The 18,896-nt window shown below is 74.6% G+C and carries 16 protein-coding genes, 1 tRNA gene and 1 other RNA gene; 14 read left to right on the plus strand and 4 right to left on the minus strand.

The window, feature by feature from the left end; translation table 11 throughout:
• Nucleotides 1–47: 47 nt before the first annotated feature.
• Nucleotides 48–440 (minus strand): winged helix-turn-helix transcriptional regulator, encoded by a 393-nt coding sequence (locus ACFVS0_RS10975; protein WP_430551327.1) that lies wholly within the window; start codon nucleotides 438–440, stop codon nucleotides 48–50.
• Nucleotides 441–595: 155 nt separating this feature from the next.
• Here ACFVS0_RS10975 and ACFVS0_RS10980 point away from each other — a divergent pair, with 155 nt between their 5' ends.
• Complete coding sequence (locus ACFVS0_RS10980) at nucleotides 596–2,038, plus strand: MFS transporter (RefSeq protein WP_430587975.1); 1,443 nt, start codon at nucleotides 596–598, stop codon at nucleotides 2,036–2,038.
• Nucleotides 2,039–2,178: 140 nt separating this feature from the next.
• On the opposite strand, the gene ACFVS0_RS10985 is transcribed toward ACFVS0_RS10980, so the two are convergent.
• Nucleotides 2,179–2,263 (minus strand) — tRNA-Ser (locus ACFVS0_RS10985).
• A gap of 137 nt (nucleotides 2,264–2,400) precedes the next feature.
• On the opposite strand from ACFVS0_RS10985, the gene ffs reads away from it, so the two are divergent.
• From ffs to ACFVS0_RS11025, 8 genes are all read left to right on the plus strand, one after another.
• Nucleotides 2,401–2,497, plus strand: an RNA gene (gene ffs / locus ACFVS0_RS10990) — signal recognition particle sRNA small type.
• Between the two features lie 406 nt (nucleotides 2,498–2,903).
• Nucleotides 2,904–3,794: a MetQ/NlpA family ABC transporter substrate-binding protein gene (locus ACFVS0_RS10995; protein ID WP_430564541.1), complete on the plus strand. Its 891-nt coding sequence runs from the start codon at nucleotides 2,904–2,906 to the stop codon at nucleotides 3,792–3,794.
• A 60-nt stretch (nucleotides 3,795–3,854) separates the two neighbouring features.
• Complete coding sequence (locus ACFVS0_RS11000) at nucleotides 3,855–5,153, plus strand: methionine ABC transporter ATP-binding protein (RefSeq protein ID WP_430587976.1); 1,299 nt, start codon at nucleotides 3,855–3,857, stop codon at nucleotides 5,151–5,153.
• Nucleotides 5,150–5,812, plus strand: coding sequence for a methionine ABC transporter permease (locus ACFVS0_RS11005; RefSeq protein WP_430551323.1), 663 nt, complete (start codon nucleotides 5,150–5,152; stop codon nucleotides 5,810–5,812). Before ACFVS0_RS11000 ends, ACFVS0_RS11005 begins: the two co-directional genes overlap by 4 nt.
• A 160-nt stretch (nucleotides 5,813–5,972) precedes the next feature.
• Nucleotides 5,973–6,755 carry a hypothetical protein gene (locus tag ACFVS0_RS11010; RefSeq protein WP_430587977.1) on the plus strand — a complete coding sequence of 261 codons (783 nt, stop codon included), beginning with the start codon at nucleotides 5,973–5,975 and terminating at the stop codon, nucleotides 6,753–6,755.
• 66 nt (nucleotides 6,756–6,821) lie between these two features.
• Nucleotides 6,822–9,473, plus strand: coding sequence for a DNA polymerase III subunit gamma and tau (locus tag ACFVS0_RS11015; protein ID WP_430587978.1), 2,652 nt, complete (start codon nucleotides 6,822–6,824; stop codon nucleotides 9,471–9,473).
• Nucleotide 9,474: 1 nt separating this feature from the next.
• Nucleotides 9,475–9,924 (plus strand): NUDIX domain-containing protein, encoded by a 450-nt coding sequence (locus ACFVS0_RS11020; protein WP_430587979.1) that lies wholly within the window; start codon nucleotides 9,475–9,477, stop codon nucleotides 9,922–9,924.
• Nucleotides 9,921–10,325, plus strand: a complete 405-nt coding sequence (locus ACFVS0_RS11025) for a VOC family protein (protein WP_430551319.1) — start codon at nucleotides 9,921–9,923, stop codon at nucleotides 10,323–10,325. The genes ACFVS0_RS11020 and ACFVS0_RS11025 overlap by 4 nt, the downstream gene beginning before the upstream one ends.
• 55 nt (nucleotides 10,326–10,380) lie before the next feature.
• On the opposite strand, the gene ACFVS0_RS11030 is transcribed toward ACFVS0_RS11025, so the two are convergent.
• Both ACFVS0_RS11030 and ACFVS0_RS11035 read right to left on the minus strand, forming a co-directional pair.
• Entirely contained in the window at nucleotides 10,381–10,905 is a 525-nt protein-coding gene (locus ACFVS0_RS11030) for an NUDIX hydrolase (protein ID WP_430587980.1), read from the minus strand.
• A 26-nt stretch (nucleotides 10,906–10,931) separates the two neighbouring features.
• Nucleotides 10,932–11,951 (minus strand): Lrp/AsnC family transcriptional regulator, encoded by a 1,020-nt coding sequence (locus ACFVS0_RS11035; protein ID WP_430587981.1) that lies wholly within the window; start codon nucleotides 11,949–11,951, stop codon nucleotides 10,932–10,934.
• A 111-nt stretch (nucleotides 11,952–12,062) separates the two neighbouring features.
• On the opposite strand from ACFVS0_RS11035, the gene ACFVS0_RS11040 reads away from it, so the two are divergent.
• The 5 genes from ACFVS0_RS11040 to ACFVS0_RS11060 are packed head-to-tail and all read left to right on the plus strand — an operon-like array spanning nucleotide 12,063 to nucleotide 18,892.
• Nucleotides 12,063–13,424, plus strand: a complete 1,362-nt coding sequence (locus ACFVS0_RS11040; RefSeq protein WP_430587982.1) for a Gfo/Idh/MocA family protein — start codon at nucleotides 12,063–12,065, stop codon at nucleotides 13,422–13,424.
• Nucleotides 13,421–15,661 carry an alpha-N-acetylglucosaminidase TIM-barrel domain-containing protein gene (locus ACFVS0_RS11045; RefSeq protein ID WP_430587983.1) on the plus strand — a complete coding sequence of 747 codons (2,241 nt, stop codon included), beginning with the start codon at nucleotides 13,421–13,423 and terminating at the stop codon, nucleotides 15,659–15,661. Before ACFVS0_RS11040 ends, ACFVS0_RS11045 begins: the two co-directional genes overlap by 4 nt.
• A complete protein-coding gene (locus ACFVS0_RS11050; RefSeq protein ID WP_430587984.1) occupies nucleotides 15,658–17,046 on the plus strand; it encodes an ABC transporter substrate-binding protein in 1,389 nt (462 codons plus the stop codon). Before ACFVS0_RS11045 ends, ACFVS0_RS11050 begins: the two co-directional genes overlap by 4 nt.
• On the plus strand, nucleotides 17,043–17,999 hold the full coding sequence (locus tag ACFVS0_RS11055) for a carbohydrate ABC transporter permease (RefSeq protein WP_430587985.1): 957 nt from the start codon (nucleotides 17,043–17,045) through the stop codon (nucleotides 17,997–17,999). Before ACFVS0_RS11050 ends, ACFVS0_RS11055 begins: the two co-directional genes overlap by 4 nt.
• Nucleotides 17,996–18,892, plus strand: coding sequence for a carbohydrate ABC transporter permease (locus ACFVS0_RS11060; RefSeq protein WP_430551312.1), 897 nt, complete (start codon nucleotides 17,996–17,998; stop codon nucleotides 18,890–18,892). The genes ACFVS0_RS11055 and ACFVS0_RS11060 overlap by 4 nt, the downstream gene beginning before the upstream one ends.
• Nucleotides 18,893–18,896 lie beyond the last annotated feature (4 nt).

An 18,896-nucleotide genomic window follows, 5' to 3' on the forward strand; every position in this document is an offset into this window, starting at 1 on the left:
AGCCACCCTGCCCGGGCACGGGAATTCGGCGCGGACGGGGAGCCGGGTCAGGCCCGCGCGGCGGCCGGCCGCGGGGCGTCGTCGGCCTCGGACTGCCGGTCGTACCGGGTGCGGGCGACGGCGATCTCCCGCTGGTGCTCCTCCGTCCACGTGACGAGCGCCTTGATCGTGGAGTGCAGGCTCGCGCCGAGGGGCGTCAGGTCGTAGTCCACGCGGGGCGGGACGACGGGGTACACCGTGCGACGCACGAGGCCGTCGCGCTCGAGGTGCCGCAGCGTCTGGGTGAGCATCCGCTGGCTGATGCCGTCGATCTCGCGCTTGAGCTCGGTGAACCGCAGGCTGCGGCGCTCGAGCAGCGCGATCACCAGGAGCGACCACTTGTCGGCGACGCGGTCGAGGATCTGGCGCACCTCGCAGTCCTCGCGGGAGTCCCAGTTCATGACGTCGAACTCCCCGTCGGTTCCCTCGCAGGAACCGGGTGCGGGAAAAGTGCCTTCTTCCATACCCGTCGATGCTGCCCCAGGGTGAGGTCAGTTACAAGAGGGAACCGACAGGTCGAATAGGAACCGAACCCTCGGACAGAACGGAGCCGCCCATGTCACGACCCGCAACGGACGCCGCCGCGAGCCGCCCGGCGGCACCCGCCCGCCCACCGGGCCGACCGGCGGGCCGCGAGCTCGCGGTGCTGGTGGTCGTCAGCGGCGCGATCTTCCTCGAGGGGATCGACATCGGCATGCTCAACGTCGCGCTGCCGACGATCCGCGCCGACCTCGGGCTGTCCACGGCCACCCTCAGCGGCATCGTCAGCGCGTACGTCCTCGGCTACGGCGGGTTCATGCTCCTCGGCGGGCGGGCGGCCGACCTGCTCGGGCGCCGCCGGATGTTCCTCGTGTGGTTGGTCGTCTTCCTCGTGTTCTCCGGTCTCGGCGGGCTCGCGGACAGCGGCGGGGTGCTGCTGCTCTCCCGGTTCGTCACCGGCGTCGCCGCGGCGTTCCTCACCCCGGCCGGGCTGTCGTTGCTCACCACGACGTTCCCCGAGGGGCCCCGGCGCGACCGTGCGGTGCTCGTGTACTCGGGGATCGCGGCGGGTGGGTTCTCGCTGGGGGTCGTGGCCGGCGGGCTGCTGACGTCGCTCGGGTGGCGGTGGGTGTTCTTCGCCCCGGTCGTGCTCGCGGCCGTCCTGCTCGCGACCGCCGTTCGTGTCCTGCCCCGCGACCCCGCGCGTGCCACGACGCGGGCCGGCTTCGACCTGGCCGGCGCCGCGACGATCACGGCAGGCATGCTGCTCCTCGTCTACGGCGTCGTCCGGCTGGAGCACCCGGGCGACGGCGTGGCCACCACCGTCGGCGTCTTCCTCGGCTCCGCCGCGCTCCTGGCCGCCTTCGTCGCCGTCGAGCGCCGGTCGGCGTCGCCGCTGGTGCGGCTCGGGATCCTGCGCTCGTCGCCCCTGGTCCGGGCGAACCTGGGCGCGGCGCTGCTCACGGCGTCGTTCTTCGGCTTCCAGTTCGTCGTGACGCTCTACCTGCAGGAGCTGCGCGGCTGGAGCAGCCTGGAGGCCGGCCTCGCCTTCCTGGTCCTCGGTGCGGACGTCGTCCTGGCCCCGCTGCTCACCCCGGTGCTGGTACGTCGGTTCGGCAACGTCCGGGTCGTGGAGGGCGGGTTCGTCATCGCCACGGTCGCCTACGTGATCTTCCTGGGCGTCGGTGCCGACTGGCCGTACGCGGCGATGCTCCCGAGCTTCCTGCTCGTCGCGCTGGCCATCGGGCTCACCTACGGGCCGCTGGTGAGCGCGGCCACGGACGGCGTGGCGGCCGAGGAGCAGGGGCTGGCCGGCGGGCTCGTGAACACGTCCTTCCAGCTGGGCGCCGCGCTCGGCATCTCGGGCGTGACGGCCGTCCAGGTGGCGGCGCTCGGTGCGGAGACGTCGTCGGCCGCGCTCCTGGGGTCGTACCAGGCCGCACTGGTGGTACCGGCGGTCGCCGCGGCCGTCGGCGTCGTCGTCGCCGTGGTCGGGGTCCGGGCGGTGCGGGCCCGATGACGCGCGTCGTGACGGACTTCGCGGGGGTCCGCCCCCAGGTCGAGGCCTACGTGGGCGACATCATCTGGCGACCCGCCGACGAGAAGGGCGCGTGAACGACGACGGGGCCCGCACCGTGTGGTGCGAGCCCCGTCGGTCGGCGGAGGATGGGGGATTCGAACCCCCGAGGGCGTGAACCCAACACGCTTTCCAAGCGTGCGCCATAGGCCGCTAGGCGAATCCTCCTGGAGCGCGACCCGCATCCTGCGCGGGCAGCCCCAGAAGAATAGCCGACACCCCGCCGTGGCTCCGAATCCTGCGGGGGTGACGGCGGTCTCGCCCCCGAGTTTCGGGACGGGGCGGGGTCTCGGTTAGGCTGTCGGGCAGACCCCTCGTGCGGCACCATCTCGCCGAACTCCCCCAGGGCCGGAAGGCAGCAAGGGTAAGTGAGCTCTGGTGGGTGTGCGGGGGGTCCTCTACGTCCCGGCCGGTCGGCTGGTCCCGCCCTCGCAGCGTCGCGACAGTGCCGCGGGTCACAGAATCCATGATGTGGACGCAGAATCGTCCACTGCGTGAGATTCTCCCCGCGTCGGCTTGGTGAACCGGGCCGCGGGTGGTCACTCTGATGGCATGCCCCGCATCGCTCCCGCAGCCACCTCGACCGCGCGCACCCGCCGTCGCGGCGAGATGTGCCGCCCCGCGATGATCCCGGGCCGAATGTGTGAGCTCGGCTGACGCCGCACCGGCATCGCCCGACGACGTCGTCGTCGCCCTCCCCGGCCCGCCGGGGGACCACTCTTCCCGCCGCCTCGAGCTGATGGCCGTGGCTGCCGCACCCCACCCCTCACCGGCGCCGTACCCGGCGCCCGCCCGGAAGGACCCACCCGTGTCCCGTACCACCCGCACCCGCCTCCTCGCCGTCACCGCGATCGCGGCGGCCACCACCCTCACCCTGTCCGCCTGCGGCGGCGGCTCCGGCAACGCCGAGGGTGACGGCACGCTCCGCATCGGCGTCGTCGGCGCGTCCGACGACAAGTGGGCCGTCTTCACCGACAAGGCGAAGGAGGAGGGCCTCGACATCGAGCTGGTCGACCTGCAGGACTACACGCAGGCCAACCCCTCCCTCTCGCAGGGCGAGCTGGACGCGAACCAGTTCCAGCACCTGCAGTTCCTCGCCGGCTACAACGTCGACGCCGACGACGACCTGACGCCGATCGGCGCCACGGCCGTCTACCCGCTGGGCCTGTACTCGGAGAAGCACACCTCCGTCGACCAGATCCCCGCCGGCGGCGAGGTCGCCGTGCCGAACGACCCGACCAACCTGGCCCGCGCGCTCCTCGTGCTGCAGGACGCCGGCCTCATCGAGCTCAAGGACGGCGGCAGCGCCGTCTCCACCGAGGCCGACGTGCTGCCCAGCTCCAAGGTCACCGTGACGCCGGTCGCCGCCGAGCAGACGCCGATCCAGCTCAAGTCGGTGGACGCGTCCATCGTCAACAACGACTTCCTCGAGGACTCCGGGCTGTCCGCGGACGACGCCCTCTTCCAGGACGACCCCGACTCCGAGGCCGCCGCCCCCTACATCAACGTGTGGGTGGCGCGGGCCGAGGACTCCGGCGACCCCGACCTGGCGAAGCTGGTCGAGATCTCGCACTCCGACGAGGTCGTCGCGGCCGAGCAGAAGCAGTCCGGCGGCACCGCCGTCATCAAGGACAACTCGCCCGAGGAGCTGCAGGAGATCCTGGCCGGCCTCGAGGACGACATCCGCAACGCCTCCTGACCCGACGACGGCCGGGGAGCGCGGGCCAGCCCGCGCGCCCCGGCCGTCGTGCTGGGCACGATGGGCAGCACGACCGGTCGAGCGGACGACGGGCCGACCACGGGCGACGACGAGCGAGCGCAGACCAGTGAGGACGAACAGGTGAGCGACAACCAGGCCGGACCGGCCCCCGGGACGCCGGCGATCGAGCTGCGCGGGGTGTCGAAGACGTTCGGCGAGGGCGACCGAGCAGTGCACGCCGTCGACGACGTGTCCCTCACGGTGCGCGCGGGCGAGATCTTCGGCGTCATCGGCTACTCCGGCGCGGGCAAGTCCACGCTGGTGCGCCTCGTCAACGCGCTGGAGACCGTCACGTCGGGCTCGGTGCTCGTCGAGGGCACGGACCTCACCGGCCTGCCGGAGCGCAAGGTCCGCGGGATCCGCGCGCGGATCGGCATGATCTTCCAGCAGTTCAACCTGCTGAGCTCGCGCACCGTCGCGGGCAACGTCGCCTACCCGCTCAAGGTGGCGCGCTGGCCGAAGGAGAAGCGCGCGGCCCGGGTGGCCGAGCTGCTCGAGTTCGTGGGGCTGTCCGACAAGGCGCGGGCGTACCCGCGTCAGCTCTCCGGCGGGCAGAAGCAGCGCGTGGGCATCGCCCGCGCCCTGGCGACGTCGCCCACCATCCTGCTCGCCGACGAGGCGACGTCCGCCCTCGACCCCGAGACCACCCGCGACGTGCTGGCGCTGCTGCGCCGCGTCAACGCGGAGCTCGGCGTCACCATCGTCGTCATCACCCACGAGATGGACGTCGTGCGTTCCCTGTGCGACCGCGTCGCCGTCATGGAGCACGGCAAGGTGGTCGAGGTCGGCGACGTGTACGACGTCTTCTCCGCGCCCAGCGCCGACGCCGCCCAGCGGTTCGTCGGCACGTCCATGCACGACCGGCCCTCGCCCGACGCGCTCGCCCGCCTGCGCGAGCGTCACCCCGGACGGCTCGTCACCGTCGGCGTGCGGGAGGGCGCGAGCTCCGGCACCGAGCTGTTCCGCCTGCTGCGCGAGCACGAGGTGGACGGCGCCGTCGTCTTCGGCGGCATCAGCGAGGTCGGCCAGCGGCCGTTCGGCTCGCTCACCGTCGAGCTCGTCGCGCCCGACGACCGCATCGCGGCGCTCCTCGCCGCGCTGCGCGAGCGGGCCGACGTCGTGGACCTGGGCACGGCCGAGCACCCGGTCGACGACCCGCGGGCGATCCGGGCCGACCGCGGTCCACAGGGCGGCACACCTGCGCCGGACGAGGATGACGAGCTCGGCGACCCGTACCGCGAGGCGCGTGACGCGATCACCCGCCACGGCTTCTTCGGCAACCTGGGAGGTCGCTCATGAACCGCGACTGGTCCACCCTGTGGCCGCTGCTGTGGGAGGCGTTCGGCCAGACCCTGCAGATGGTCACGATCGCGCTGCTCACCGGCGGCATCGCCGGCCTGGCGCTGGGGCTCGCGCTCTACGTGACCCGGCCGGGCAACCTGCTGGCCAACAAGGCCGTGTTCGGCATCCTCAACGTGATCGTCAACATCGTCCGCCCGATCCCGTTCATCATCTTCGTGACGCTGCTCGGGCCCGTGACGCTGCAGGTCGTGGGCACGACGCTCGGCACCGAGGCGTTCATCTTCCCGTTGTCGGTCATGACGGCGTTCGGCACGTCGCGGATCGTGGAGCAGAACCTCGTCGGCATCGACCCCGGCGTCGTCGAGGCGGCCCGCGCGATGGGGGCGTCGTCGTGGCGCATCATCACCACGGTGCTGGTCCCCGAGGCCCTCGCCCCGCTGATCCTCGGCTACACCTTCCTGTTCATCGCGGTGCTCGACATGTCGGCGATCGCCGGCCTCATCGGCGGTGGCGGGCTCGGTGACTTCGCCCTGCGGTACGGCTACCAGCGCTACAACTGGATGGTCGTGCTGGTCACCGTCGCCGTGATCATCGTCATTGTGCAGGTCGTGCAGTGGGTGGGGAACCGCCTGGCGCGCAAGGTGCTGCACCGCTGACGGCCTCGACGTAGTACCTGGTGACGGTTCACCGGCCTGAATTGTCACCAGGTACTACGTCGATCCCCGGGGCTGGCGCGACGGGGCGTGGCCCGGGAACAATCGGGTCGTGCCTGACGACGACGGCGGTGCGCGCTCCAGGTGGGACAGAGTCGGTGCGGTGGTTCTCGGCGTCGTGGCCGGGATCGTCGTGCTGGTCGTCGTCGTGCCCGTCGTGGTCCTGTGGGCGGCGACGCGCTCGGCCGACGGAGGGCGGGTCGCCGAGGACCACGTGGACCGGATCGTCGAGGGGCTCGCCGACGACGTCAACGACCTGCGCGACCCGACCGGCGCCACGACCGCCCCCGACCGGATCGCAGCGTGGATCCCCGACCACGTGCGACTGCCCGACGACGTGCGCGACGCCGAGTACGTCGTCGCGCCGTTCGGGTGGGGTGACGACCCCACGTCGGTCGACGTCCTGATCCGTGCGGACGTCCCTGCGGAGCCCACCACCCTGTTCGGGAGGCAGCGCACGGCCGGGTCGGCGGAGTCGTGCTGGCGCCTGACCGTGCGCGTCGACCGGAGGATCGCCGACCGCGAGCATCTCGAGTGCGGCGGGTCGAGTCTGTCCGTCGAGCCGGTCCCGGTCCCGTCGCTGGGCCCGTACGCGGAGGGCGCGGTGCTGTCGGCGCTGGGCGCGCTGGGGGACGGGGCGTCCGCGGCAGACGCCGAGGCAACGCTGCGGGAGCAATTCGAGGAGCCGCTCACCGTGCGCGCCGAGCGTCAGGGTCGCGACCTGGTCGCGGCGGTGGGGTCGCCCGACGCCGGTGACTGCATCGTCGGGGTGCGCCCGGACGGCGCACCGGTGTGGCGCTTCTCCGACTTCGACCGGATCCTGCTCCAGCCGGGCGAGCTCGGGTGCGTGCCGAGCCTCTACACCCACCCCGTGACGACCCACTGACGCGCGTCGTCCACCGCCTGAGCAGCGGCCTCGTCGGTGTCGGCTGCGGCGTCTAGGGTTGGCCGGGTGACGACAGCCCTGTACCGCCGCTACCGGCCCGAGACGTTCGCCGAGGTGATCGGCCAGGAGCACGTCACCGCACCGCTCATGCAGGCCCTGCGCAGCGGGCGCGTCAACCACGCCTACCTCTTCTCCGGCCCGCGCGGCTGCGGCAAGACGACGTCCGCCCGCATCCTCGCGCGGACGCTCAACTGCGCGCGCAACACCCCGGAGACCCCGCTCGACACCCCGTGCGGCGAGTGCCCGTCGTGCGTCGAGCTGGCGCGCGGCGGCCCCGGCTCGCTCGACGTCGTCGAGATCGACGCGGCCAGCCACAACGGCGTCGACGACGCCCGCGACCTGCGCGAGCGCGCCACGTTCGCGCCCGCCCGCGACCGGTACAAGATCTTCATCCTCGACGAGGCGCACATGGTGACGCCGCAGGGCTTCAACGCCCTGCTCAAGATCGTCGAGGAGCCGCCGCCGCACGTGAAGTTCGTCTTCGCGACGACGGAGCCCGACAAGGTGATCGGCACCATCCGGTCGCGCACCCACCACTACCCGTTCCGGCTCGTGCCGCCGGACGTGCTGGGCCCCTATCTCGAGCAGCTCACCGCGGCCGAGGGGATCGAGCTGGGCGGAGGCGTCGTGCCGCTCGTGACCCGCGCGGGCGGCGGCTCCGTGCGTGACACCCTCTCCGTGCTGGACCAGCTCATCGCGGGCGCGACCGGCGGGGTCGTCGCGTACGACACCGCCGTCGGCCTCCTCGGGTTCACGCACGCCACCCTGCTCGACGACGTCGTCGACGCGCTCGCCGCCGGTGACGGCGCGTCGATCTTCCGCGTCGTCGACCAGGTGATCGCCACCGGGCACGAGCCGCGGCGGTTCGTCGAGGACGTACTGGAGCGGCTGCGCGACCTCATCGTCATCGCCGTCTCCGGCGACGCGGCCGAGGCCGTGCTGCGGGGGCTGCCCGCCGACCAGCTCGAGCGGATGCGCGCGCAGGCCGGGCGTCTCGGCGTGTCCGAGCTGTCGCGGGCGGCCGACCTCGTCAACGCCGCGCTCACCGAGATGACGGGCGCCACCTCGCCCCGGCTGCACCTCGAGCTGCTCTGCGCGCGCCTGCTGCTGCCCGGCGCCGACGACGGCGTGGAGGGTCTCGCCGCGCGCATCGACCGCCTCGAGCGGGGCAGGATCGCGGCCGGTCCGGCCGCTCCGGCAGGTCCGCCCGCTCACGGTGACGCCGCACCGACTCCCGCTCCGCCGGTGTCCGAGGGCGGGGGAGGAGGGCTGAGCGGGGCCGCCGCTGCCCGGGCCGCCCTGCAGGCGAGCCGGCGTCCGGTCGCCGAGCCCGAGAGCGCCGGCGAGCCCGAGCCCGCGGTGGCCGAGCCGGTCGGGGACACCTCGCCCGTCGAGCCTGAGCCTGCGGTGGTCGAGCCGGTCGATGCCGCGCCGTCCGCGGAGCCCGAGCCTGCGGTGGTCGAGCCGGTCGAGCCGGTCGATGCCGCGCCGTCCGCGGAGCCTGAGCCTGCGGTGGTCGAGCCGGTCGAGGCCGCGCCGTCCGCGGAGCCCGAGCCTGCGGTGGTCGAGCCCGTCGAGGCCGCCCCGGCGGTTCAGCCGGAGCCGGAGTCCGCGCCGTCCGCTCCCGCCAGCGCCGTGACCACCGAGGTGGTCCGACGCCGGTGGCGCGAGGTCCTGGGCGCCATCCAGAGCCCGCAGGCCGCCGCGTTCCTCGGCGAGAACGCCCAGGTGCTGACCCTCGAGCGTGACGTGCTGCGCCTCGGGTTCGCGCCGGCCGTCGTCGGGCTGGCGCGTCGCGGGCGTCCGGAGACCATCTCGGACGCCGTCTACCAGGCGCTCGGTGTCGCAGTGCAGGTCGAGATCGTCGAGAACGAGGCCGGCGCGCGTCCTCGGGAGGCCGGCAGTTCTCCTGCGCCGTCGGACCCGGGCGGAGACGCCGCTGAGGAGCCCGACGACTCCGAGCGGTCCGACGACTCCGAGCGGTCCGACGACGCCGCATGGCCCGACGTCCCGCCGCCCGGCGAGGGGCGTTCCGGCGGTGGGGGAGGCGGTGCCACCGACGGCGGGGAATCCGGCGCCCGCCCCTCCGCCGCCACCGTCGCGGCGAGCGAGCCGCGCCCGGACACCGCCGTCGCGGTCGTCGAGCCGCCCGCTCGTCGTGCGCCGCAGGACGCCCCGCAGCGGTCTCCGCAGCCGCAGCAGCAGGCGAGGCAGGTCGCCTCGGTCGACGAGGCGGATGCCGCCTGGCTCGCCGGCGTCTCCTTGCACGAGCCCCCGCCCGACGACGAGCCCGAGCCGCCGCTCGACGAGCCCGCCGCGGCCCGGGTCGGCCGGCCCGTCGCGTCGCCGCGGCCCCAGCCCGACGTGCCGGCGAGCGCGCCGGCCGCGAGCCCGCCCGCCCCGGCCGGTCCGGCAGTGTCCGCCCCGGCGGCCCCGCCTGCGCGCGAGACCCCGCGGCAGGCCGCCGAGCGCCGGGTGCGCGAGGCGCAGCAGTCGGAGGGCCGGTCGTCCTGGGCGCCCGCGTCCGGCCGGAACCCCGCGGACGACGAGCCCTCCGCCGACGACCCCGACATCACGTCCGCCGGGCTGGTCGGCGTGCAGCTCGTGGTGCAGGTGCTGGACGGCAAGGTCATCGAGGAGATCGCGGAGCAGCCCTGACATGACCGGTCACACCCCCACCGACAGCACGGAGCACGCCCGCCCGGGCGTCACCACCCTGCACATCGTCGCCGCCGTCATCGTGCGCGAGGACGGCCGCGCGCTGCTCGTGCGCAAGCGCGACACCACGGCGTTCATGCAGGTGGGCGGCAAGATCGAGCCGGGCGAGGAGCCTGTCGCCGCGCTCGTGCGCGAGTGCGCGGAGGAGATCGGGCTGGTCGTCGACCCGGCCGCCGCCCGCCCGCTCGGGCGCCGCACCGCCGTCGCCGCCAACGAGCCGGACCACGTGGTCGACGCGCACGTCTTCGAGGTGGTCCTGCCCGCCGGGTTCGACGTCGAGACGCGCGCCGAGCTCGCCGAGCACGTCTGGGTCGACCCGGCCGAACCGGCCGCGCCGCACCCGCTCGCGCCGCTGTCCGCCGACCTCATGGCCGACGTCGCCGCCCGATGACCGGTCGACCGCGCCGCGGGGCCGTCCACCACGTCGAGCTGTGGGTGCCCGACCTGGCGCGCGCCGAGCGCTCCTGGGGATGGCTCCTCGGCGAGCTCGGCTACCGGACGCACCAGGCGTGGGAGCACGGGCGGTCGTGGCTGCTCGACGACGGCTACGTCGTCGTCGAGCAGAGCCCCGCCCTGTCGGCCTCCACCCACGACCGTCGGCGGCCGGGCCTGAACCACCTGGCCCTGCACGCGGGCTCGCGCGCGCAGGTCGACGCGCTCGTCGCTGCCGCGCCCGCGCACGGGTGGTCGCTGCTCTTCGCCGATCGGCACCCGTTCGCCGGCGGCCCCGACCACTACGCCGCCTACCTCGAGGACGCGGACGGCTTCGAGGCCGAGCTCGTCGCGGGCTGACCGCCCGTCCCGGTGCTACCTCGCGGTCGCTCGGACTACCTCGCGGCCGCCCGGACTACCTCGGCAGGGTGGCGCGCAGGTCGTCGAGCCAGCCGGCGAGGTTGGCCATGGAGTCGGGCATGAACGGCACGTCGTCGATCATCCGCAGCAGGCGGGCGGGCGGCACCCACGCGCCCCACGCGACCTCCTCCTGCTGCCAGGTCACGGGCCCGTCGTAGGTGCACTCGTAGAGGAACTCGCGCATCCGGGTGCGGTCGTCGGCGTAGTCGGCGACGCCGAGCGGCACCAGCTCCACCCCGGTCACGCCGAGCTCCTCGGCCAGCTCGCGGCGCGCGGAGTCGGTCGGGTCCTCGCCGGCGCGCAGCACGCCGCCCGCGCAGAAGTCGTATCGGCCGGGATACAGGTCCTTCGTATCGGTGCGGCGGTGCACGTAGACGTCACCGGCCCGGTTGCGCACCACGACGGCGGTGGCCGCGTGCCGCAGGTTCTCCGCCCGCACGCGCGCCCGCGGCGCCGTGCCGCACGGGCGCCCCGACTCGTCGTACAGCGCCACGACCTCGGATCCCGCGACCTCGCCCATGCGAGCATCCTGCCGCAGACGACCCCTCAGGGGAGGGGCGGGACGTCGTCGTGGTCGAGCGGCGACCCGAAGATCCGCGCGGCGCGCTTGATCACCTCGAGCCCGTCCGTCACCTCGACCGCGGCGACGCCAGGGATGCTGCCGACGTCGCTCGTGAGGAACCGGTAGAGGGCCTCATCGTCGGCCACGGCGATCTCGCCGCACAGGTTGTGCTGCCCGGTCGTGGCGGCGACGCTCAGGACGTCGGGATGGGCGGCGAGCGTGCGTCCCGCGACCTCCAGCCGGGACGGCAGCACCCGGAGCCAGACAAGGGCTACCACGGGCCGCCCCACGAGCGCGGGGTCCACGACCGCGCGCACCCGCAGCGGACCGCGGCGCATGAGCGCCTCCACCCGCCGGCCGGCGGTGGCGGGCGCGACGGCGGCGCGCTCGCCGAGCTCGCGCCAGCTCAGCCGGCCGTCCGCCACGAGGGCGTCCACGAGCCGGGCGTCGACCTCGTCGAGGGACACGCTGCGCGGTTCCCGCCCCTCGTCCCAGGCGTCCCAGCGCCCGGTCCGCAGCCGGGCCGTCTCCTGCGGGGCGAGGATCCCCGCGGTCCACCCGTGCGGGGTGGCGAAGCGCCGCAGCACGCGGAGCGCGTCGCCCGTCACCACGCCGGTCATCGACCGCAGCCGGTGGTGGGTCACGCCCAGCAGCTCGCGGGCGTTGCGCACCGCGACCTGTGCCGCGCAGTCGAGCTCGCCGCCGGTGACCGCCACGTACCCGGCCTCGTCCCACGACGCGATCTGGCGCGCCACGTCGCGGCTGTGGCCGGGCGCGCAGCGCACCCGCAACCACACGGTGAGGCCCGCCCGGGCCCACTCCCGGTCGAGCACCCCCGTGACGCGCACGTCGCCCCGGGAGAGGAGCGCCGCCAGCCGGCGCGACGCGGTCGGCGAGGTGACACCGGCCGCCGTCGCGAGGGCCGCGACCGTCGCGCGTGGGTGGGCGAGCAGCGCGCCGACGATCCGTCGGTCGGGCCCCGTCAGGGCGGACGATCCGTGCACGGGGTCCCTCAAGACGGAGGTTCCGTTCGTCATCGCCCGGATTCTTGCAGCCGGGCGTGCCCCCGGCGAGTCTCGTGACGCATCAGCGGCGACGAGGGTGAGGAGCAGGGCGTGCGACCAGTGACGATCGCCGTCGTCGGGGCGGGGCACCGTGGCGCCGAGGCGTACGCGGACTACTGCCTGCGGCATCCCGACGAGGTGCAGGTCGTGGCGGTCGCCGAGCCCGACGACGGCCGTCGTGCCGCCCTCGTCGCCGCGCACGGGATCGCGGCGGACCGGGCCTACTCGGGGTGGGAGGACCTGCTGGCGGCGGACAGGATCGCGGACGCGGTGGTCGTGGCCACCCCGGACCGGCTGCGCACCGGGCCCCTGCTGGCCGCAGCCCGGCGGGGGTACGCCATCCTCGTGGAGAAGCCGGTGGCCACCTCCCCCGCCGAGCTGGAGGAGATCGTGCGGGCGGTGGGCGAGGCGGACGTCCCGGTCGGGGTGGCGCACGTGCTGCGCTACACGGCGTTCTTCCGGCACCTCAAGGAGCTGCTCGACGAGGGCGCGGTCGGTCGCGTCGTGCACCTGGAGCAGACCGAGGACCCGGGGTACTGGCACTTCGTGCACTCGTACGTGCGGGGAAGCTGGCGGCGCGCGGACACCTCGAGCCCGCTCCTGCTGGCCAAGGCGTGCCACGACCTCGACGTGATCACCTGGCTCCTCGGGGCCGAGCCGGCCACCGTGTACTCCACGGGGGCGCTCACGCAGTTCCGCCCGGAGAACGCGCCGGAGGGCGCCCCGGAGCGTTGCACGGACGGCTGCCCGGCGGCCGACGCCTGCCCGTTCCACGCCCCCCGGTTCTACGTGGAACGCCTGCGCGACCACCACGCCTGGCCGGTCACGGCGATCACCGGGGACACGTCCGCGGAGGCCCGGCTGCGCGCGCTGCGGGAGGGCCCGTACGGCCGCTGCGTCTACCGCTGCGACAACGACGCGGTGGACCACCAGGTGGTGGCACTGACCTACGCCGCAGGGGTCACGGCCACGCTGCGGGTGGGCGCGTTCACGGAGGCGAACACCCGCACGGTGCGCATCCTCGGGTCGCACGGCGAGATCGAGGGGCGCCTCGACACCGGGGAGGTCACGCTGCGCCGCTTCCTGCCGCGCCGGGGCGCGGAGCTCGGAGGGGCGCCCCGGTGGGACCGCGACGCCGAGGGCCGGTCCGGGCTCCCGGACGACGACGTCGTGACCGTCGTCACCGCGCCCGTGGACGACGTCGACCTGCTCGTCGAGCCGGGGCGCCGCGAGTCCGACGGTCACGCCGGCGGGGACGACGGGCTGATGCGCGAGTTCGTCGCCACGGTGCGCGACCGGCGGGTGCGACCGGGGGTGCGGGTGCCGACCCACCTCGCCGACGCCGCCGTCAGCCACCGGATCGCTTTCGCCGCGGAGCGCTCGCGCAGCACGGGGGAGGTGGTGCACCTGTGACCGGGGACGTGACCCGCGGCGCGGCCGGCGTCCGGCGGCTCGTGGAGCGTGCGACGGGCCGTCCGGCACGGGACGTGCGGCTCGACGTCGACCCGGGACTGGGGGAGGGGACGTTCCGGTACTCCGCCGCGGGCGGGACGCTCGAGGTGAGCGCGGGGGACGTCGCGACCCTGGGCGTGGGCTTCGCCCGCTACCTCGCCGACGTCGTGGGGCTCCAGGTCACCTGGGACGACCCTGTCGCGGCACGCGAGCGCCCCGACCGCTGGCCCGACGCCGCCCCCGCCACGTGCCGCACCGACGCTGCGGTGCGGTACTACCTCAACGTCGTCACCACCGGGTACTCGGCGCCGTTCTGGGGCTGGGAGCGCTGGGAGCGCGAGGTCGACTGGATGGCGCTGCACGGCGTCACCGCGCCGCTGCTCACCCTCGGGCACGAGGCGGTGCTGCACGCGGCGTTCGTCGACGCCGGGGCCACGCCCGAGCAGTCGCGGGAGTGGCTCGGCGGCGCCGCCTACCTGCCGTGGACCTTCATGGGCAGCCTCAGCGGGTTCGGCGGGCCGCTGCCCCGGCGGTGGTTCGAGCGGCGCGCCGCCCTGGCACGGCGGGTCGCGGCACGGATGCGGGAGCTCGGGATGCGGCCGGTGCTGCCGGCCTTCGGCGGGCACGTGCCGGACGCGCTCGCCCCCGCCGGCGCGCGCCGCACCCGGTGGCAGGGGTTCACGACGGCGCTCCTGGAGCCGGGCTCGGCCGAGCTGGGGGAGCTGGCCGGGAGCGTGCGACGCCACCAGCAGGCCATGGTCGGCACCGACCACCTCTACTCCGCCGACCCGCTCATCGAGTCCGAGCCGCCCTCGGCCGACCCGGACTACCTCCGGGAGCTGGGCCGCTCGCTGTGGGAGGGCATCCGCGGTGCGGACCCGGCGGCCACGTGGGTCATGCAGGCCTGGCCGTTCCACTACCACCGGGCGTTCTGGACGCGGGAGCGCGTCGACGCCTTCCTCGAGGCGGTGCCGGGCGACCGCCTGCTGCTCCTCGACCTGTGGGCCGAGCACGCGCCCGTCTGGTCGGACGACCGGGAGATCGCCCGCCGGCCCTGGGTGTGGTGCACGGTCCACAACTTCGGCGCCCGGTTCTCCCTGCACGGCGACCTGCGGGGGCTGCTCGACGGGTACGGCGCCGCGCGCCGCTCGGCGCCCGTGACGCTGCGGGGGGTCGGCCTGGCGCCGGAGGCCATCGAGCACAACCCGGCCTTCTACGAGCTCGCCACCCGGCTGCCCTGGATCGAGGACCTCGACGGGTTCGACGTCGACGGGTGGCTGGCGGGGTTCGTCGGGCGGCGCTACCGCCTCGCGGGGCACCCGCGCGTGCGCGACGCCGCGCAGGAGGCCTGGCGGGTGCTCGGCCGCACCGTGTACCGGCCGGGCGCGACGCGGTCCGCGCCGTCCCCCGTCATCGCGCGGCCCGTCGACCTCGCCCCGCCGTTCGCGACCCAGCGGCGCGCCGGGGAGGCGCTCGACCCCGACCGGCCGCCGTCGTCGAACGTGGACGTCGACGCGGACCCGCACGTCCTTGGCGATCTGCCCGAGCTCGCCCGCGCGGCCGCGCTGCTCACGGCCGTGGTCGAGGAGCTCGGGCCCCGCGGGCCGTGGGCGGAGGACCTGATCGACGTGACGACGCACGTCGCCGCGCAGCGGCTGCGCGCCCCGGTGCACCGCGCGGCCGCCGCGGGCGACGCCGCCGCCGTCCGGGCGGAGGGCGAGACCGTGCTCGCGGCCCTCGACGACCTGGCGGCGCTCGCGGGCACCAGCGGGAGCCGGCTCGCGGGCCGCTGGGTCGAGGACGCCGCCCGGTGGGGCGACGACGCGGGCGAGCGCGCCGTCCTCGCGCGCGACGCCCGACGCATCGTGACGGTCTGGGGCCGCGACGACTCGGGCCTGCACGACTACTCGGGACGGCACTGGGCGGGCCTCATGGACGGCCTGTACCGCCCGCGCTGGGCGGCGTGGTTCGCCGCGCTCGAGGCGGTCGCCGAGGGGGAGGACGCCGGGGCGGCCGTCGCACGGTTGCGGGCGGCCGTCGCCGACGCCGAGGAGACCTGGGTGGACGGCGACGTCCCGCTGCCGACCGCGCCGGGGGGCGACGTCGTCGTCGCCGCCGGCCGGCTCCTGGCGGCGCAGCAGGGAACGCACGACCGGACCGGCAGGGAGCCGGCGGAGCAGGAGGAGGCAACGAGATGACGACACCTAGGGTCATGCGCACCGCCCCGGCGTTCGCGGCGGCGGCGCTGCTGCTCGCGGCGTGCTCGGGCGGTGGTGGGGACGACGCCGCGGAGGACGTCGACACCCTCACGTTCTGGACGGCGCAGACGACACCGGAGCGGGTCGCGGCGCAGGAGGAGATCGCGTCCCGGTTCACGGAGGAGACGGGCATCGACGTCGAGGTCGTGCCCCTCGCGGGCGCGGACCAGAACACGACGCTGCTGGCCAACGCGGCGTCGGGGGAGGTACCGGACGTCATCCTGCACGGCTGGGAGCAGTCGCCGGCGTGGGTCGACCAGGGCATCCTCGACCAGGACGCCGCCGCCGAGCTCGTCGAGAGCCTCGGCCCGGACACGTTCGCCGACGGTGCCATGTCGATGGTCACGGTGGACGACCAGCCGTCCGGGGTCCCGATGGACGGCTGGGGCTACCTGCTGCTCTACCGCACCGACCAGTTCGAGAAGGCGGGCGTCGAGCCTCCGGAGTCGCTCGCCGACGTGGCCGACGCGGCCGAGGCGATGCGGGCGGCCGGCGACGGCGGCATCGCGCTCGGCACGCAGCCCGGCGACGCGTGGGCGGGGGAGACGCTCGAGGCGACGCTGCTGCCCAACGGGTGCCAGCTCGCGGAGGGCGGCACCGTGACGCTCGACTCGGACGCCTGCGTGGAGGGGCTCGAGCTCTACCAGCGCATGGCGGCGACGGCCGGCAAGGGCGAGCTCGACGTCGACGCCGCGCGCGCGTCGTACCTCGCGGGCGACTCGTCGATGGTGATGTTCTCCACGCACATCCTCGACGAGGTGGCGGGCTTCGACCCCAACAACCCGGTCACGTGCGACGAGTGCGCCGACGACCCGACGTACCTCTCCGCGAACACGGGCGTGGTGACCGGGCTGTTCGGCCCGAGCAACGACGACGCGGTCCAGTTCGGCAACGTGCTCCAGCTGTCGATCCCGGAGGGGGCGCAGACCGAGGCAGCGAAGCAGTACGTGGAGTTCCTCATGACGGAGGGCTACGCGGACTCCCTGGGCATGGCCACGGAGGGCCGGATCCCCACCCGGCTCGGCACCCCGGACGACCCCACCGAGTACGTGGACGCGTGGGCGACGCTGCCGTTCGGGGCCGACGGCGGGGACCGGTCGATCACGGACGTGTACGGGCAGGACGTGGCGAACGCGCTCGCGACGGGCGCGGAGCAGTACGTGCGCTGGGGCGCGGGCACGCCGGACGCGCTGCTGGCCTCCGTGACGATCCAGCAGCAGGTGGTGCCGCAGACCGTGGGCCCGCTGTTCTCGGACGGCGACCCCGCCCAGGTGGCGGACGACCTGCGGTCCGCCGTCGAGACGGTGCAGCAGGACCTCGAGTGACCCGCGTCGCCGCCCCGGTCCGGCGTCCTGCCCGGAGCACCCGCTCCCGGCAGGACGCCCGGGCGGGCGCCGCCCTGGTGGCGCCGACGGTGCTGGTGGTCGCTGCCGTGGTGGTGCTGCCGTTCCTCGCAGTGGTGGTGCTCGCATTCCAGGACATCAAGCTCGCCCAGCTGCCGCACCTGACCCTCGCGGACCTCGAGCTCGACCCGGAGAACGTCGTCGGGCTGTTCACGTCGGCCGGGTTCTGGACGGCGCTGCGCACCACGGTGGTGCTCTCGGTGGCGACGGCGGTGCTGTCGGTCGCGGCCGGCGTCGCGATGGCCCTCGCGCTGCGGCGGCCGTTCCCGGCCCGGGCGGTGGTGCGGGCGCTGGTGCTCGTGCCGTACGTGCTGCCCGTCGTCGCGTCGATGCAGACGTGGCGCACCCTGCTGAACACCCAGTACGGCTGGGTGAACGCGGTGGGCACGAGCCTGCTCGGCTGGGACGAGCCGGTCGCCTTCCTCACCACGCCCGACACGACGGTGCTCGGCGTCACCGTCCCCGTGGCGCTGGTCAGCGTCATCGTGGTCATGGTCTGGCACACCTTCCCGCTGGCCTACCTGTTCGCGGCGGCGCGGCTGCACGCGGTGTCCGGCGACCTGGAGGAGGCCGCGGCGCTCGACGGCGCGGGACCGTGGCAGCGGATCCGTCACGTCGTCCTGCCGGAGCTGGCGGGGGTGGTCTCGATCCTCCTGCTGCTCCGCTTCATCTGGACGTTCCAGACCTTCAACGAGGTGTACCTGCTCACCGGGGGCGCGGCCGGGACCGAGGTGCTCGCGGTGCGGGTCTACAACGAGCTGGTCACCCGCTCGGACATCGGGGCGGCGTCCGGCGTCGGGGTGGCGATCACGGCGATCCTCGCCGTGTTCATCGCGCTCTACCTGGTGCTGCAGCGGCGGAGGGAGACGGAGTGAGGCAGGGTCCGGTCGAGGCGGCGGCGAGCCGTCGGAGGCGTCGACGGTCCGGGGGCGAGCGGGTCGCCGGGGCGGTGCGCGTCGTCGTGATCGCGGCGGGCACGCTGTTCGCGGCGTTCCCGCTGTTCTACGCGCTGGGGCTGTCGTTGCGCCCGTTCGCGGACGTCGCGGCGCACCCGGCCGTGCCGTGGCCCACGCAGGTGGACGTGACCCCGTACCTCACGGCGCTGCGACCCCTGGACGCCGGAGGCTTCGGGCTCGGGGGGTTCATGGTGAACTCGCTCGTGCTGGCGTCGTCCACCACGCTCGCCACCCTGCTGGTCTGCGTGCTCGGGGCCTACGCCGTGACCCGGCTGAGGTTCCCCGGGCGGGGCGTGGTGGGCGCGGTGTTCCTCGGGGTGTACATCCTCCCGGGGATCGCCCTGGCCGTGCCCCTGTACGTGCTGTTCAGCCGGCTGGGTCTGCGCGGGTCCATCGCGAGCCTCGTGCTCATCTACATGGCGAGCACGGTGCCGCTGGCCGTCTACATGCTGCGCAACTACTTCGCGTCCGTGCCGGCGTCGGTCGAGGAGGCCGGCGCGCTCGACGGGGCGAGCCGCCTGCAGGTGATCGGCCGCCTCGTGCTTCCCATGACGATGCCCGGCATCGCCGCCACCGGCCTGTACATCTTCATGATCGCGTGGAACGAGTACCTGTACGCCCTGCTCTTCCTCGTCGACGACCGGTCGCGGTGGACGGTGTCGCTGGGCGTGGCGCAGCTCGCGACGTTCGACGTGCCGGTCACGGTGCTCATGGCCGGGTCGATCGCGATCACCGTCCCCGTCGTCATCGGCTTCTTCGCCGCGCAGCGGGCGATGGTCAGCGGGCTCACGCTGGGGGCGGAGAAGGGCTGAGCCG

The sequence above is a fragment of the Isoptericola sp. NPDC058082 genome (assembly GCF_042885055.1).
Lineage (GTDB): Bacteria > Actinomycetota > Actinomycetes > Actinomycetales > Cellulomonadaceae > Isoptericola.

What these genes read in the sequence shown, in the direction of transcription:
- ACFVS0_RS10975 (WP_430551327.1), bottom strand. Translation starts at nt 440, where the DNA reads ATGAACTGGGACTCCCGCGAGGACTGCGAGGTGCGCCAGATCCTCGAC.
- ACFVS0_RS10980 (WP_430587975.1), top strand. Translation starts at nt 596, where the DNA reads ATGTCACGACCCGCAACGGACGCCGCCGCGAGCCGCCCGGCGGCACCC.
- ACFVS0_RS11000 (WP_430587976.1), top strand. Translation starts at nt 3,855, where the DNA reads ATGGGCAGCACGACCGGTCGAGCGGACGACGGGCCGACCACGGGCGAC.
- ACFVS0_RS11005 (WP_430551323.1), top strand. Translation starts at nt 5,150, where the DNA reads ATGAACCGCGACTGGTCCACCCTGTGGCCGCTGCTGTGGGAGGCGTTC.
- ACFVS0_RS11020 (WP_430587979.1), top strand. Translation starts at nt 9,475, where the DNA reads ATGACCGGTCACACCCCCACCGACAGCACGGAGCACGCCCGCCCGGGC.
- ACFVS0_RS11025 (WP_430551319.1), top strand. Translation starts at nt 9,921, where the DNA reads ATGACCGGTCGACCGCGCCGCGGGGCCGTCCACCACGTCGAGCTGTGG.
- ACFVS0_RS11030 (WP_430587980.1), bottom strand. Translation starts at nt 10,905, where the DNA reads ATGGGCGAGGTCGCGGGATCCGAGGTCGTGGCGCTGTACGACGAGTCG.
- ACFVS0_RS11050 (WP_430587984.1), top strand. Translation starts at nt 15,658, where the DNA reads ATGACGACACCTAGGGTCATGCGCACCGCCCCGGCGTTCGCGGCGGCG.